Source organism: Streptomyces sp. NPDC101132, assembly GCF_044759225.1.
Classification (GTDB): Bacteria; Actinomycetota; Actinomycetes; order Streptomycetales; family Streptomycetaceae; genus Streptomyces.
Genome location: NZ_JBIVYX010000006.1, coordinates 455,305 through 469,435 on the forward strand (window position 1 = coordinate 455,305; position 14,131 = coordinate 469,435).

Annotated in this window: 12 protein-coding genes, 1 tRNA gene and 1 pseudogene (1 of these 14 cut by a window edge); 3 read left to right on the plus strand and 11 right to left on the minus strand. The window is 72.6% G+C overall.

Going from position 1 to position 14,131, the window contains the following annotated elements; genetic code table 11:
• Positions 1 to 3: 3 nt before the first annotated feature.
• Positions 4 to 813, minus strand: a complete 810-nt coding sequence (locus ACIQUR_RS17350; protein WP_403664825.1) for a cupin domain-containing protein — start codon at positions 811 to 813, stop codon at positions 4 to 6.
• 160 nt (positions 814 to 973) lie between these two features.
• Here ACIQUR_RS17350 and ACIQUR_RS17355 point away from each other — a divergent pair, with 160 nt between their 5' ends.
• Positions 974 to 4,054: an AfsR/SARP family transcriptional regulator gene (locus ACIQUR_RS17355; RefSeq protein ID WP_403664827.1), complete on the plus strand. Its 3,081-nt coding sequence runs from the start codon at positions 974 to 976 to the stop codon at positions 4,052 to 4,054.
• Positions 4,055 to 4,142: 88 nt separating this feature from the next.
• On the opposite strand, the gene ACIQUR_RS17360 is transcribed toward ACIQUR_RS17355, so the two are convergent.
• The 10 genes from ACIQUR_RS17360 to ACIQUR_RS17405 form a co-directional block, all read right to left on the minus strand.
• Positions 4,143 to 4,304: a hypothetical protein gene (locus ACIQUR_RS17360; protein ID WP_403664829.1), complete on the minus strand. Its 162-nt coding sequence runs from the start codon at positions 4,302 to 4,304 to the stop codon at positions 4,143 to 4,145.
• 188 nt (positions 4,305 to 4,492) lie between these two features.
• Complete coding sequence (locus ACIQUR_RS17365) at positions 4,493 to 5,746, minus strand: hypothetical protein (RefSeq protein ID WP_403664831.1); 1,254 nt, start codon at positions 5,744 to 5,746, stop codon at positions 4,493 to 4,495.
• A complete protein-coding gene (locus tag ACIQUR_RS17370; protein WP_403664833.1) occupies positions 5,743 to 7,041 on the minus strand; it encodes an ATP-grasp domain-containing protein in 1,299 nt (432 codons plus the stop codon). The genes ACIQUR_RS17365 and ACIQUR_RS17370 overlap by 4 nt, the downstream gene beginning before the upstream one ends.
• A complete protein-coding gene (locus ACIQUR_RS17375) occupies positions 7,041 to 8,276 on the minus strand; it encodes an ATP-grasp domain-containing protein (RefSeq protein ID WP_403664835.1) in 1,236 nt (411 codons plus the stop codon). Before ACIQUR_RS17375 ends, ACIQUR_RS17370 begins: the two co-directional genes overlap by 1 nt.
• Positions 8,273 to 9,565, minus strand: a complete 1,293-nt coding sequence (locus ACIQUR_RS17380) for an MFS transporter (RefSeq protein ID WP_403664837.1) — start codon at positions 9,563 to 9,565, stop codon at positions 8,273 to 8,275. The genes ACIQUR_RS17375 and ACIQUR_RS17380 overlap by 4 nt, the downstream gene beginning before the upstream one ends.
• A complete protein-coding gene (locus ACIQUR_RS17385) occupies positions 9,562 to 9,777 on the minus strand; it encodes a 4-oxalocrotonate tautomerase family protein (protein ID WP_399944019.1) in 216 nt (71 codons plus the stop codon). The genes ACIQUR_RS17380 and ACIQUR_RS17385 overlap by 4 nt, the downstream gene beginning before the upstream one ends.
• A gap of 55 nt (positions 9,778 to 9,832) precedes the next feature.
• Entirely contained in the window at positions 9,833 to 10,840 is a 1,008-nt protein-coding gene (locus tag ACIQUR_RS17390; protein ID WP_403664839.1) for a PLP-dependent cysteine synthase family protein, read from the minus strand.
• 100 nt (positions 10,841 to 10,940) lie between these two features.
• A complete protein-coding gene (epsC, locus tag ACIQUR_RS17395; RefSeq protein ID WP_403664841.1) occupies positions 10,941 to 11,552 on the minus strand; it encodes a serine O-acetyltransferase EpsC in 612 nt (203 codons plus the stop codon).
• A complete protein-coding gene (locus ACIQUR_RS17400) occupies positions 11,552 to 12,121 on the minus strand; it encodes an NADPH-dependent FMN reductase (RefSeq protein ID WP_403664843.1) in 570 nt (189 codons plus the stop codon). The genes epsC and ACIQUR_RS17400 overlap by 1 nt, the downstream gene beginning before the upstream one ends.
• A 174-nt stretch (positions 12,122 to 12,295) precedes the next feature.
• Positions 12,296 to 12,368, minus strand: a tRNA-Ala gene (locus ACIQUR_RS17405).
• Positions 12,369 to 12,525: 157 nt separating this feature from the next.
• Here ACIQUR_RS17405 and ACIQUR_RS17410 point away from each other — a divergent pair.
• Positions 12,526 to 13,074, plus strand: coding sequence for a helix-turn-helix domain-containing protein (locus ACIQUR_RS17410; protein ID WP_399944030.1), 549 nt, complete (start codon positions 12,526 to 12,528; stop codon positions 13,072 to 13,074).
• A 27-nt stretch (positions 13,075 to 13,101) separates the two neighbouring features.
• Positions 13,102 to 14,131, plus strand: a pseudogene (locus ACIQUR_RS17415) (serine/threonine-protein kinase) (it continues 516 nt past the right edge of the window).

A 14,131-nucleotide genomic window follows, 5' to 3' on the forward strand; every position in this document is an offset into this window, starting at 1 on the left:
CGGTCAGACCACCTGTGAGGAGACGCCGGCGGCGTCGTAGAGGGCAGGGTCGAAGGGGGTCGGGCCGCCGCAGGTCACGAAGCGGCGGGCGTCCGGGCCCGTGTGGGGGTTGCGGGCGCCGTGCAGCACGCCGGGGGCGGCGAAGAGCACGTCACCGGCCGCGACGTCGATCCAGCGGTCCACGAGGTACATCTGGCCCACGCCCTCGAAGGCGATGAACGCCTCGTCGCTGTGCGTGTGCAGGTGGACGTTGAAGGTCTCGCCGGGCTGCTGGATGCCGCAGTGCAGGCAGAGCTGGCAGCTGCCGGCCCCGGGCCAGAAGATGAAGTTCATGGTGGCGCGCGGGGCCTCTTCGGGGGCCACCTGGCCGGTGCCCGCGAAGCCGCGCAGCTGGGTCTCGTCGTCCCAGAGCGTGGAGAAGATCTTCGGGTCGGTGCCGAGGGTGCGGCCCTCGGCCAGCGGGGTGCGCCAGACGTAGGCCGTCATGCCCTCCGGGCCCGCGAACAGCGTCAGGGCACGTCCGGTGGGCGCGTACGCGGCGGACGCGCGGCCGGCGTCCCGGGTCTCGTCGCCGACCCGCAGGCGGCCCGATCCCTCGTGGACGACCACGGTGTTCTCCTCGAGCGTGGTGTCCTCGGGGCTCCAGGCCTCCCCCGCGGCGACCCGCACGATGTGCAGCGTCACCCAGGTCGCTCCGAGCGCCGGGCTCACCGGGGTGGCGACCTCGGTACCGCCGGAACCCGGCACGGGCTCGAAAACGAACTCCTCCGAGTGGATGATCCGCGCCTCGCCCAAGTGGCTTGAAGTCTTCATGGGTGCTCCGTCTGTGCTCTCTCCTGCTGGCCCGTGAAGCTTGGGTTTCGGAGTTCCCGATCACCTCCCGGAGCAGTACCGCCCGATCCGGGAACCCTTTACGCTCTTTTCCACAGCAGGCCCCTCACCTGGGGTTTTGCGAGCACGTCGGGTGGGGGCCATGAGCGAGCGGGAAGAGGTCAAGGTACGGTTCAACGTCCTTGGCTCACTGGAGGGTTGGGCGGGCGGGAACCGGCTCAGACTGGGCGGTCCGATCCAGGAGAGGGTCCTGGTGACCTTGCTGCTGGAACCGGGCCGAGTGGTTCCGGTGGCCCGCCTCGTGGAAGCCGCCTGGGAGGACGAACCGCCCGCAACCGCCTCACATCAGATCCGCAAGGCAGTGGCCGATCTGCGCCAGCGCATTCCGGGCGGAAGTGGCTTGATCGTGACGGACGGCCCGGGCTACCGCGCCCTGGTCGAGGACGACCAGCTGGACCTGACCCTCTTCACCCGCCACACCCAGCGGGCCCGCGAGGCGCTGGCGGCCGGACGGCCCGTCGGAGCCGAGGACGAACTGCGGTCGGCCCTGTCCCTGTGGCGCGGCCCCGTCCTGGCCGGCACCGGCGGACCCGTGATCGATTCGGCGTCCACCGCACTGGACGAGCGCCGGCTGGCCGCGGCCGAGACCCTCTTCCAGCTGCGGCTGGAGCGCGGCGAGACGGGCGAGCTGGTCGGGGACCTGCGCGAACTGGTCGCCGCTCATCCGCTGCGCGAGACGCTGCGCGGCCACCTGATGCTGGCCCTGTACCGCTCGGGCCGTCAGGCCGAGGCCCTGGAGGAGTTCGGGCGGGTACGCGAGCTGCTGGCCGAGGAGCTGGGCGTGGACCCCGGCCCCAAGCTCACCCAGCTGTACGAGGGCATCCTGCGCGACAGCCCGGAACTGGCCGCCCCCGAGCCGCCCGCCCCGGCCCCCGCCGAGGAGCCGGCTCCGGGCGATGTTTCACGTGAAACATTGCGTGAAACCTCCGGTACGAAGGACGCACAGGCGCCTGCCGCGCCCTGCACCCTGCCGTACGACCTCACCGACTTCACCGGCCGGGAGCGGGAACTGGCCGCCCTGCTGGAGGCAGCCGGGGAGACCACCGAGGCGGGCACCCGGATCCTCGCCATCGACGGCATGGGCGGCACGGGCAAGACCTCGCTGGCGGTCCGCGCGGCGCACCTGCTGGCCGACCAGTACCCGGACGGCCAGCTCCACATCGACCTGCGCGGCTACACCCCGGGCGAGCGGCCGCTGCAACCCGGGGCCGTGATCGCCAGCCTGCTGCGCACCCTCGGCGTCCCGGGCGACGAACTGCCCGACGACGCGTCGGGCCGGGCCGCCCTGTGGCGGACCACCCTGATGGGCCGCCGGCTGCTGCTCCTGTTCGACAACGCCTCGGACGCCGCCCAGGTCCGGCCGCTGCTGCCCGCCTCGCCCGGGTGCCTGGTCCTGATCACCAGCCGGGCCCGCCTGGTCGAGCTGGACGGCGCCGAGTGGATCTCGATCGGGGTGATGTCCCCCGAGGACAGCCTCGCGCTGATCACCGAGACCCTGGGCGAGGAACGCACGGCACGCGAGCCGCGGGCCGTGAGCGACCTGGCCTCGCTCTGCGGGCACCTGCCCCTCGCCCTGCGCATCGCGACCGCCCGGCTCCGCAACCGCTCCCGGTGGACGGTCGAGCACCTCGTGGGGCGGCTCTGCGACGAGACCCGGCTGCTGGACGAGCTGAGCTCGGGCGAGCGCAGCGTGGCGGCGACGCTCAGACTCTCGTACCAGGCGATGGACGAGGAGCACCGGACGGCCTTCCGGCTGCTGAGCCTGCATCCGGGCGCGGAGATCGACGTCCACTCGGCGGGGGCACTGCTGGACACCGACCCGCGCGACGCGGAGGACCTCATGGAGGACCTCCTGGACATGCACCTGGTCCAGCAGCACGAGCTCGGCTACTACGCCTTCCACGACCTGGTCCGCAGCTTCGCCCAGAGCCTGCGCAACGCGGAGACGGCGGAGGACGACGCCGCCGCGCTGGAACGGCTGCTGGACTACTTCTACGCGGCGACCGACGCGGCCTGCGCGGTGCTGTTCCCGGGGCGTACCCACTACGCCACCGGCCTGGACGGCTCCGCCGCCGTGCTGCCCCCGCTGGGCGACACCGAGCGGGCGACCTCCTGGTTCGACCGCGAGGGTGACGCGGTGCTGGCGGCGGTGTCCGTCGCCGAGGCACGCGGTTTCCTCCGCCATGCGGTCTGGCTCGCCCGCAACGTGATGTTCCACCTCAACATGCGGTCCTACACGGACCAGTACCTCCAGGCCGGCCAGGTCGCGGCCGCGGCGGCCCGCCGCCTCCGGGACGCCCAGGCCCTCCGGCTGAGCCTCAACAACCAGGTGACCTCCCTGTGGAAGCTCGGCCGCTTCCGCGAGGGCATCGCCGTCTCGGAAGAGGCTCTGGAGCTGGCCCGGGAGCAGGGCGAGCGGCTCGGCGAGGGCTCCAGCCACGAGGCGCTCGGGCTGCTGCTCAGCTGCCTGGGCGAGTTCACCGAGGCGGTGCGCCACCAGGAGCAGGCCGTGGAGGTGTTCCGGGAGACCGGTGCCGTCCAGTCCGAGATCCACGTGCTGTGCTCACTCAGCACCACCTACTCCTGCCTGGGCCGCGGCGAGGAAGCCGTCGAAGCGGCGGAGCGGGCGGTCAGGCTGGCCGGAGAACTCGGCATCCTGGGGCAGGAGGTCATGGCCCTGAACGACCTGGCCAGCGCGTACCTCGACCTCGGCCGCTCCGAGGAGGCCGAGGTCTGCCTCAAGCAGGCCATGGTCCGCTTCGACGAATCGCACCAGCCCGACGACTTCGCCGTGACGCTGGCCCTGGTCGCCACCCTGCGCCAGCGGCTCGGCCAGACCGAGGAGTCACGCCGCTGCGAGGCGGAGGCCTTCAAGCTGCTGGGCCACCGACCGACGCTGCCCCGGCAGACGGTCGTCGAGCGGCTGATCGGCAACCTGCGGCTGGAGCGCGGCGAGTACGCCGAGGCCATGGAGGTCTACCGGAGCGCGCTGGGGCGTGCCGCGGAGGTCGGGTACCGCATGGAGGAGGCGCGGGCGCTGGCCGGCATCGCGCGGGCCGTGCGGGCCACGGGCGATCAGGCGGCGGCGGACGAGAGCCGGGCGCGTGCGGTCGCGCTGTTCGACGCGATGGGGGTGCCCGACGCGGCCAGGCGTCCGCTCTGACCCCGCGCGGGGACGCGCATGACATGACGAGAGGCGGCCCGCCCCTGTCGGGGGCGGGCCGCCTCTCGTCGATCAGGTCCGTTCGGCGTCAGGCGCCGGGGGAGACCGGGGCGGGGCTGCCGGGGCCGTGGGTGTCGGCCTGGACCGTCCGGTCGTTCACGGAGTCCGTACCGAGGTCCGCGGTGGCCCCCAGGACGACCGCGAGACCCAGCGCGAAGATTCCGACGATTCCGGCAAACTTGCTGCGCATTTCTGTATCCCCGCCCCTTGGTTTCCGTATGTCGTGCGTGGCGCTTTCGACATGACAGACATTCGCGGGTGCCGTTCCCCAACGGTTCCCGCTCTGATACTGGGGTCGGACAGTACAGCGGGAACCGGCCAGGAGCCAGGTTCTGTCCGGGGGTTGGGCGGCCCGCTTCGCCCAGCGTTCACATCCCGTCAATCAATCACGATCTCCGTCTCGAAACGCGTGCCGAGGGCCCGCAACCGAATCTCGCATTCCGTTCTGGTGGGGGCGGAAAGCACCGCCGCGGCCAGGAAGTCCGAGGAAATCGCGGCCGGTCCTATCTCCTCTCCGGGCTCCGCGAACACCCCGTAGAACTCCACCCACGGCTCCTCGGGCGTGACCGGGATCCCGCGCACGGTTCCCGGTCGCTTCATCATCAGCACCTGGCCCGCCATACGGGCCGGTTCCAGCCGCTCGCCCTCGCCCAGGGCCTCCACCGCGTTGAGGCGCAGTCCGGTCGCGGCCCGCGAGGCCAGCTCGACCGGGTGGACGCCGAACACCGCGTTCAGCACGTCCCGGATCCGGGCCCCCGCCGGCCGGGCGGCCACCTCGCAGACCACCAGCCGGTCGTCCGGGGTGTGGAAGACCTCGGCGTGGAAGGCGTGGTCGGCCGGTCCGCCGAGAGCCGTCAACGCCGCCTCCGCCAGCGTCAGCAGACGGGGGGTCAGCGGGTCGTCGGGCGCCAGCGTCAGGTCGACCCGGGCGCCCCCGTCGGCCTGGAAGGACGACAGGTCGTACTGGTACTGCGACGGCCAGGCCATCACGGTCCGGCCCCCGGCCACGACGCCGTCCACGTGGCACATCCGGCCAGGTACGTACGCCTCAAGCAGCAGGTCCGCGCGCGGCCCGGAGCCGGGCGCGAAGTCCTCGGCCAGGCGGAGCTCCAGCTCCTCCTCGCTCCGCACGATCCGCAGCCCGATCGACCCGAACCCGTCACGGGCCTTGAACACCAGCGGCAGCCCGTGCGTGGCCGCGAAGGCCCGCACCTCGGCGGCCGTGCCGGGCACGGTGTGCGGGGCGACCTCGATGCCGGCCGCGGCGAGGCGCTGCTTCATCAGCACCTTGTCGCGGAAGGGCAGCACCTCGGCCGGCAGCTGGCCCGGCAGGCCGAACTTCTCCCGCAGCCGGGCCGCGCGGATCAGGTCGGCCTCGTGGTGGGCGATCACGTGGGTGACGCCGTACTCGTGGGCCAGGTCGAGTGCCAGCCGGTCGACCAGCTCCTCGTCGTCGAACGTGTCGACGACCTCCAGGTGGCGGTAGCCGCCCGGGCCGTCCGGCACCCGCTCCCCGCCGCCCTCGATCCTGTCGCGGGCGGCGATCATCACGACGCCGCCGTCGAGTCCGTCGAGCCACCGGTCGTACGGGAACGGGCCGAGCGGAAAACGGTGCAGCACGAGCGCGGTCATACCGCCGCCTCCAGACGCTCCTGGGCGACCGCCGCCGGGGCCACCTCGATGTCGATCTCTTCGGTCAGCCGCTCACACAGGGCGACGGCCGTGTCGGTGTCGGCCGCCGTCACGGCGACCAGGCCGAGCCGGTCCCAGTTGTCCCGCAGGGGACGGACCGTGTCGCCGGGGCGTACGGAGACCTCCGCCACCAGCACGTCGGGCCGGGCGGCGATCTCCTCGGCCCCCGACACGGCCGTGACCGTGCCGGGGTCCCGGAGCAGGTAGCGCGTACAGGCGGCGGCACGGGCCGCGGGAGCCTCCGGCAGCGCCTCGGCCAGGCCCATCGGCCAGGCCACCCCGTACCCGAGCAGGTCGATCCCGTACGCGGCCTCGACCAGCTCGTTGATCCGGCCGCCGCCCACGCGGTTGTGGGACTCGATGACGACCGGGCCCCGCGAGGTGAGCCGCAGCTCGGTGTGGGTCGGGCCGTCCGTCACGCCCATCGTGTCGAGGAAGTCGGTGACCGCCGCCCCGATCCGGTCGCGGTCCCCGGGGGACAGCCGGGCCGGCAGCGCGTGTCCCAGCTCCGCGAAGTGGGCGTCGCTGACGAGCTTCTCGGTCACGGCGACCACCACGTGGCGGCCGCCGAAGCTGAAGCCCTCCACGCTGAACTCGGGTCCGTCGAGGTAGGACTCCATCAGCAGCTCGTCGACCGTGAAGAGGGTCGACCCGCGGTCGGTGCGCCGGCCGCGCAGCTCCTCGATGCGCTGCCAGACCATGTCCAGGTCGGCGGCCGCGCGCACCCTGATCAGGCCGAAGCCGGCCGTGGCCGCGGTCGGCTTGACGATGAAGGGGAAGCCGGCGAGCTCGGCGAAGGCGTCCAGGGAGGCCCGGTCGGTGACCCGCTCCACGTGCATGTCCAGCTTGCCGTGCGCCGCCAGGTGGCTGCGCATCAGGTACTTGTCGCGCATCCGCCGGCTGACCTCCGGACGGGTGCCGGGGAAGCCGAAGTGCTCGTTGAGCCGGGCGGCCGTGTCGAGCCCGCCCTCGGTGAGCGAGACGACGGCGTCGAAGCCCCAGACCGCGCGGGCGGTCTCGGCGACCGGGACGACGGCCTCCCAGTCGGTGTAGTCGACCACCGTAAGTTCGTCGGCCAGGCCGGTCTGGAACGGGTTGACCTTGTCCGGGTGCTGGAGCATGACGACCCGTACGCCCAGTGCCTTGGCGAGCTCCAGGTGCTGGTCCGTGCCGCCGACCAGCAGCATGGTCCGGTCCGGGCGGCCCGCGGCCGTCGCCGCGTTCTGCGTGGTCATCAGGGGGTGTCCTCGGGTGTGGCGGTGATCGTGGCGCGGAGCCCGGCCTGGACGGCGGCGATCCGCTCCGCGGCCCCGGCGGGGCTCGCGGCGTCGACGACGGCGTAGCCGTGCCGGCTGCCGGAGTCGGTGGTGTGGGGCAGGACGTCGCCGGGGGCGTACGGGAAGACCACGGTGTGCACGTAGGGCCGCTCGGCCAGCTCGGCCAGGCCGTCGACGGACTCCAGCCGGCCCGCGGGCAGCTGGAAGAAGCCGATCGAGGCGTACCGCTGCGGGGTGGGCGTCGTGACCGGCTCGCCGGCCAGGGCGCGGAAGATCTCCGCCTCCAGGTCGAACCCGCCGGAGACCTCCACGAGGAGGGGGATCCGGTCGCCGCCGAGGCGGGCCTGGGACTCGACGATGCGCGGCCCGGCGGGGGTGAGGATCACCTCGGTGTGCGCCGGGCCGAACCGGTAGCCGGCGAGGTCGAGCAGCGCGGTGGTGGTGGCCCGGATCGCCGCCGCGTCGGCGGGATCCAGCGGGGCGGGGTGGACGTGCCCGGTCTCGACGAACCCGGGTGCGCCGCTGGTCTGCTTCGCGGTGATCCCGACGACCTGGTGCATGCCGTCGACTGTCAGCGTCTCCACGCTGAACTCCGGGCCCTCCAGGTAGTCCTCGACGATGAAGGGGCCCTCGATGCCCGCGGCCTTGACCCGCTCCGTCCACTCCGCGAGGTCGGCCGGCCCGCGCACCAGGGCGATGCCCTTGCTGCCGGCCGAGTTGCCCGGCTTGACGACCGCCGGCAGCCCGAACTCGGCGAGCAGCGGCTCCACGTCGGCGAGCGCCGGCACCTCCCGGGCCCGCACCACGGAGACACCGTTGCGGTTCAGCAGGCGGCGCATCGCGTTCTTGTCGTTGAGCAGCCGGACGGACTCGGCGGTGTTCGGCGACAGCCCCAGGGCCTCGGCCTCGGCCAGGACCGGCGCCATGCTGGCCTCGGAGCCGAGGTGGAGTACGTGGTCCACCCGGTGCTCGGCGGCCATGCGGGCCACCAGGGCGCGCAGGGCGGCCTCGTCGTCGAAGTCGACCAGGGCCAGGTCCTCGGAGTGGGCCGCGACCTTGGCCAGGTACTCCGGGTCCCGCAGCTTGGGGTCCCAGACCGACCAGACCCGGAAGCCGGCCGCCACGGCCTTGCGGACGAGCTGCTCGTAGGGCATGACCATCAGGAGCCGTCCGGCGCCGCTGGTGCGAGTCATGAGGGGGCTCCGTTCTGGGCCGGCACGGCAGCCGGGGCGTCCTGCTCCACCGCGGTCCCGCGGGGTGCGCGCGGCTTCAGCAGGGAGCGGTAGCAGAGCATGGCGCCGAGCCCGAAGGCCGCGAACAGCACGCTCATGCCGACCGGGGAGAGGAAGGCGCCGAGGGTCACGCAGAGCGAGCCGATGATCAGCCCGATCCGGTTGTTCAGCCCGTAGGCGGCCATGTACTTGGTGCGCGCGGCGGGGTCGACGAGGTCGGCCAGCAGGGCCTGCTTGACCGGTACGTGCACGATCTCGCCCACGGTCATCGCCACGGCGGCGGCGATCAGGATCCAGCCGTCGTTGCTGACGGCGAGGACCATGTACCCGGCGGTGAAGACGCCGAGGCCCGCGATCAGCCGGACGCCGTCCGGCAGCCGGCGGAAGAGGCTGCCCGCGAAGAGCGCGAACCCGACGACCAGGGCGCTGTTGACGGCCCGCAGGATGCCCAGCATCGCGACGCCGTCCACCGAGGGGAACCACTGCTCCAGACCGGCCAGCGCCTGCTGGGGGAACTCGTCCGCGAGGCGTACGGCGATGTAGTAGCCGATCTGCACCTCGATGGCCCGCGCCAGGGTGGCGGCGCCCAGCAGGCGGAGGAACGTGCGGTCCCGCGAGACGGCGAGGTAGCCGCGGAGCATCGCCGGGATGCCGACCGCCTGCTCCCTGGAGTCCTCCGGGGCGCTCTCGGCGATCCACCACCAGGTGGCCGCGGCGGTGGCCGCGGAGAGCACGGCGGCGGCGGTCAGCAGCAGGGTGAAGTGCTCGCCGTAGAAGAAGCCGCCGACCAGGGCGCCGGTGGTGAAGGCCAGGTTGATCGACCAGTAGTTGATCGTGTAGACGAGCTGCCGGTTCTCCGGGCTGGAGACGTCGATCATCATCGCGTCGGCCGCGGGGGTGGCCGCGTTGGACAGACAGGTGTTGAGCAGGAAGAGGACGAAGGTCGCCGCCCCCGACTGCCACCAGGGCGAGTTGGCCAGGGCCAGCAGCCCGAAGGTGAGGGCCGCCCCCACCTCGCCCCACACCATCAGCGGCTTGCGGCCGTGGACGTCGGCGAGGTGGCCGCCGAGGAAGTTGCTGGCGATGCCCGCCGCCGCGACGACCAGGGTGAGGACACCGGCGGTGGCCGGGCCGTACACCGTGGAGAGGTGGATGACCATCAGCGGCATCAGCATGATGCCGAGGAACCGCTGGACGAACCCGATCCCGAGGCGCAGCTTGATGTTCGGGTGCAGCGCGCCGAAGGTCATTCCGCACCCCCGTCACTGCCCGGTCCGACCAGGGTGTCGGCCAGGGCGCCGCCCTTGCCCCAGTGGCTGGGCTCCACGTCCCGGACGATCACGGTCACGGCGTCGTGGGGGCAGTTGGCCACCTTGGCGACGGTCTCGGTCAGTTCGGCGACGAGCTCGGCACGCTGGGCGCGGTCGTTGCCCTTCCACCAGTCGACGGTGATCACCGGCATGTCGGGGTTCCTTTGCAGAAGAGGGGGCTGGGGGTGGTGGACCGCCGGGGGCGGGTCAGGGGCGGGTGGCCAGGGCGGAGGGCTGCGCGGCAGCCGGCTCTGCCCGGCCGGCCTCGGACTCGTTCCAGAGGCTGAGGTAGCGCTCGCCCGTGTCCGGCAGGACGGCCACGATCGAGGCGCCGATGTAGTCGGGGTGCGCGGCCAGCTGGGCGCAGGCGTGGGCGACGGCGCCGGAGGAGACCCCGGCGAAGATGCCCTGGCGGCGGGCGAGGGTACGGGCCGCGGTCATCGCGTCCTCGTCGGCCACCGTGACGACGTGGTCGATCAGGGAGACGTCCGTGGTGGGGGCCACGAAGCCGCCGTTGAGGCCGGGGATGCGGTGCAGGCCGCCGACGCCCTGGGAGAGGACCGGGGAGTTCTCCGGTTCCACCGCGACCACGCGGATCGACGGGTCCTGCTCCTTGAGGTACTTCGCGGCGCCGCTGAGCGTGCCGCCGGTGCCCACGCCGCAGACCAGCACGTCGATCCGGCCGGCGGTGTCCGTCCAGATCTCCGGGCCGGTGGTCTCGTAGTGCGCCTGCACGTTGTCGGGGTTCTCGTGCTGGCAGGGGAACCACGAGCCGGGGGTGGCCGCGTGCAGCTCCTCGGCCTTGGCGATGGCGCCCGGGTAGCCCTGCTCGCGCGGGGTCTGCACGATCTCGGCGCCCAGGGCCTTCAGCAGGGCCACCCGCTCGGCCGTGGCGCTGTCGGGCAGCACGATCACGCAGCGGTAGCCGCGGGCGGCGGAGAAGGCAGCGAGCGAGATGCCCGTGTTGCCGGAGGTGGCCTCGATCACCGTGCCGCTGCCGGGGGTGAGTTCACCGCGCAGCTCCGCGGCCCGCAGCATGTAGAGCGCGGCCCGGTCCTTGCTGCTGGACATCGGGTTGGCCGACTCCAGCTTGGCCAGCACCTCGGTGCCGGGCGCGGTGTCCTCGAAGCGCAGACGGATCAGCGGGGTCGAGCCGACCAGGTCCTCGATGCTGTCGGCGATGCGGCGGTTCTCGGAGCTTGCGGAGCTGTTCACGTCTCGTTCCTCACCAAGTCGGGTCGTACGGCTGTGTGTCGGGTGGTCGTACGGACAGCCGTACGCCGGTGGGGTCTTCGGGGGCGCGGGTGCGCCGGAACTACCAGGAGCCGGCCGAGGCGGTCACGGCGTACAGGTCCTCCATGGGCTGCGGCTCCTCGCCGACGGCCTTGATCACGGCGGTCGCGGCCAGCACCCTGGCGCCCGGGGGCACGTCCTTGTTCACCAGGGCCTGCGCCCCGATGACGGCGTGCTCGCCGATGGTGACCGGGCCCAGCACGGTCGCGTTGGTGCCGAGCACCACGTCGTGGCCCACGACGGGGTGCCTGCGGGCACCCTCGGGGCGCTTGTTGTCGCTCCACCAGCCCACCGCGCCGAGCGTCACCTGGTGGTAGATGGTCACGTCGTCGCCGACCACCGCGGTCTCGCCGATCACCACGGCCGCGCCGTGGTCGATGAGCACCCGGCGGCCGATCTCGGCACCGGGGTGGATCTCCACTGCGGTACCGCGGCGGGCGGACCAGGCGATGGCCCGGGCCGTCAGCCGGAGTCCCCGGCGGTGCAGTCGGTGGGCGATCCGGTGGGCCCAGAGCGCGGGCAGGGCGGCGTGCAGCAGCGCCTCCCTGCGGTTGCGCATCGAGGGATCGCGGGCGACGACCACGTCCAGGTCCTCCTTCATCAGGCGCAGCAGCCCGATCTCCCCGGAGGCCATCAGACGAGGACTTCCGCGCGGTCGGCCACCGCGGCCAGCACCGCGCCCGTCAGGCTCTCCAGCGCGGCGACGGTCTCGCGGTCCTCGTACCGGCCCTCGGCGTTCCGCAGGTTCGCGGCGCCGCCGACGGCGACCGGCTCGTGGGCGACGATCTGCGCGCCGACCCGGGTGAGGACGCCGACCAGACCGGGCTGGGCGTCGAGACCACCGCGCGCGCCGGGCGAGGCGCTGGTCACGGCGGTGATGCGGTCCTTCAGAGGCGAGGCGCCGCCCGGGCGGGACAGCCAGTCCAGGGCGTTCTTCAGGACGCCGGGCATCTCACCGTTGTAGGAAGGGGTGCTGATGACGACCGCGTCGGCGCCGAAGACCAGCTCCTTCGCCGCGCGCACCGCCTCGGAGCTGTCCGCCCGCTCGACCTCCACGTCGTAGAACGGGAGCTCCGCGATCGGGAGCAGCACCGCCTCGTGGGAGCCGGGCAGCTCCGCGAGGATGCCCCGGACGGTCTCCAGGACCGCCGTGTTCACCGACTCCCGGCTCGTGCTGCCGGACACCAGAACGATCTTCGCCACGGGAACCCCTTCTCCTTGGCCGCCCGGTCGGCAGGCCTTCGACTGGTACGGAGCCTCCCTCCCGCGGTTCCCGAACCCCTCCCGCTCCGTTCCCGCCCCCGGCACCCGCCCGGTCCCGGGCATGAAAAAGACCCCTCCGATCCGCGTTTCCGCAGGTCGGAGGGGTCTGAATCGTGGAGCCTAGGGGAGTCGAACCCCTGACATCTGCCATGCAAAGACAGCGCTCTACCAACTGAGCTAAGGCCCCGAAAGTGGATGCGACCGGGCTCCGCTGAGCCTCGGCCACTGCCGCAGACCAGAGTACCGGGTCATCCCCTGTATCCCGCAAAATGATAGGGACTCCCGGTCCGCGACCACTCTCCGTAAGATGCTCGCGAGGTTCGCACCAGCGAAGGGGAGTAGTAGTGGACGCAGTACAGCAAGAGGCCACGGCCAGAGCCAGAGAGCTTCAGCGCAGTTGGTACGGAGAGCCCCTCGGCGCGCTCTTCCGCCGGCTCATAGATGACCTCGGCTTGAACCAGGCCCGCCTCGCTGCCGTGCTCGGTCTGTCGGCGCCCATGCTGTCCCAGCTGATGAGCGGCCAGCGCGCCAAGATCGGCAACCCGGCAGTGGTCCAGCGCGTCCAGGCCCTCCAGGAACTGGCCGGACTGGTCGCCGACGGCAGTGTCAGCGCGGCCGAGGCCACCGACCGGATGGACGAGATCAAGAAGACCCAGGGCGGCTCCGTCCTGAGCAACACCTCGCAGACCACCACCAGTTCCGGTGCGCCCACCGTGCGCCGCGTGGTGCGTGAGATCCAGTCCCTGCTGCGCTCGGTGGCCGCGGCGGGCGACATCATCGATGCGGCGGACTCCCTCGCACCGACCCACCCGGAACTGGCAGAGTTCCTCCGGGTGTACGGCGCCGGGCGCACCGCTGACGCGGTGTCCCACTACGAGGCGCACCAGGGCTGACACCAGACGGGGAGCGGGCGCAGCGCGATGGGTGAGGTCTTCGCCGGTCGGTACGAACTGATCGATCCGATCGGACGCGGTGGGGTCGGGGCCGTCTGGCGGGCCTGGGACCACCGGCGGAAGCGGTACGTGGCCGCCAAGGTGCTCCAGCAGAGCGACGCCCACACCCTGCTGCGTTTCGTCCGTGAGCAGGCACTGCGGATCGATCACCCCCATGTGCTGGCCCCCGCCAGCTGGGCGGCGGACGACGACAAGGTGCTGTTCACCATGGACCTGGTGGGCGGCGGCTCGCTCGCCCATGTCATCGGTGACTACGGGCCCCTGCCGCCCCGCTTCGTCTGCACCCTGCTCGACCAGCTGCTGTCCGGATTGCAGGCGGTGCACGCGGAAGGCGTCGTGCACCGCGACATCAAGCCGGCCAACATCCTGCTGGAGGCCACCGGAACCGGGCGGCCGCACCTGCGGCTCTCCGACTTCGGCATCTCCATGCGCAAGGGCGAGCCGCGCCTGACGGAGACCAACTACGTGGTGGGGACACCGGGTTACTTCGCACCCGAGCAACTGATGGGAGCGGAGCCCGACTTCCCCGCCGACCTGTTCGCCGTCGGACTGGTCGCCCTCTACCTGCTACAGGGTCAGAAGCCCGACGCGCAGGCGCTCGTGGAGCACTTCATGACCCGCGGCACTCCGGGTGCCCCCCAGGGCATCCCGGAGCCGCTGTGGCAGGTCATCGCCTCTCTCCTGCAGCCCGACCCCGCAGTCCGCTTCCGCACGGCCACAGGGGCCCGCAAGGCCCTCACGGCGGCCGTGGAGCTGCTTCCCGAGCCCGGCCCGGACGAGGAGCCGGTCGAGGTCTTCGACCAGCTGGGGCCCCTCCCCGCCGGGTTCGGCCCCGACGGCCCGGCCCGCGTCGCGACGGCCACCCCGGCGCCGGGGGGTGTTTTACGGGGAAACAAGCCCCCCCCCCCCCCCCCCCCCCCCCCCCCCCCCCCCCCCCCCCGCCCCCCCCCGCCGCCCCCCCCCCCCCCCCCCCCCCCCCCCCCCCCCCCCCCCCGCG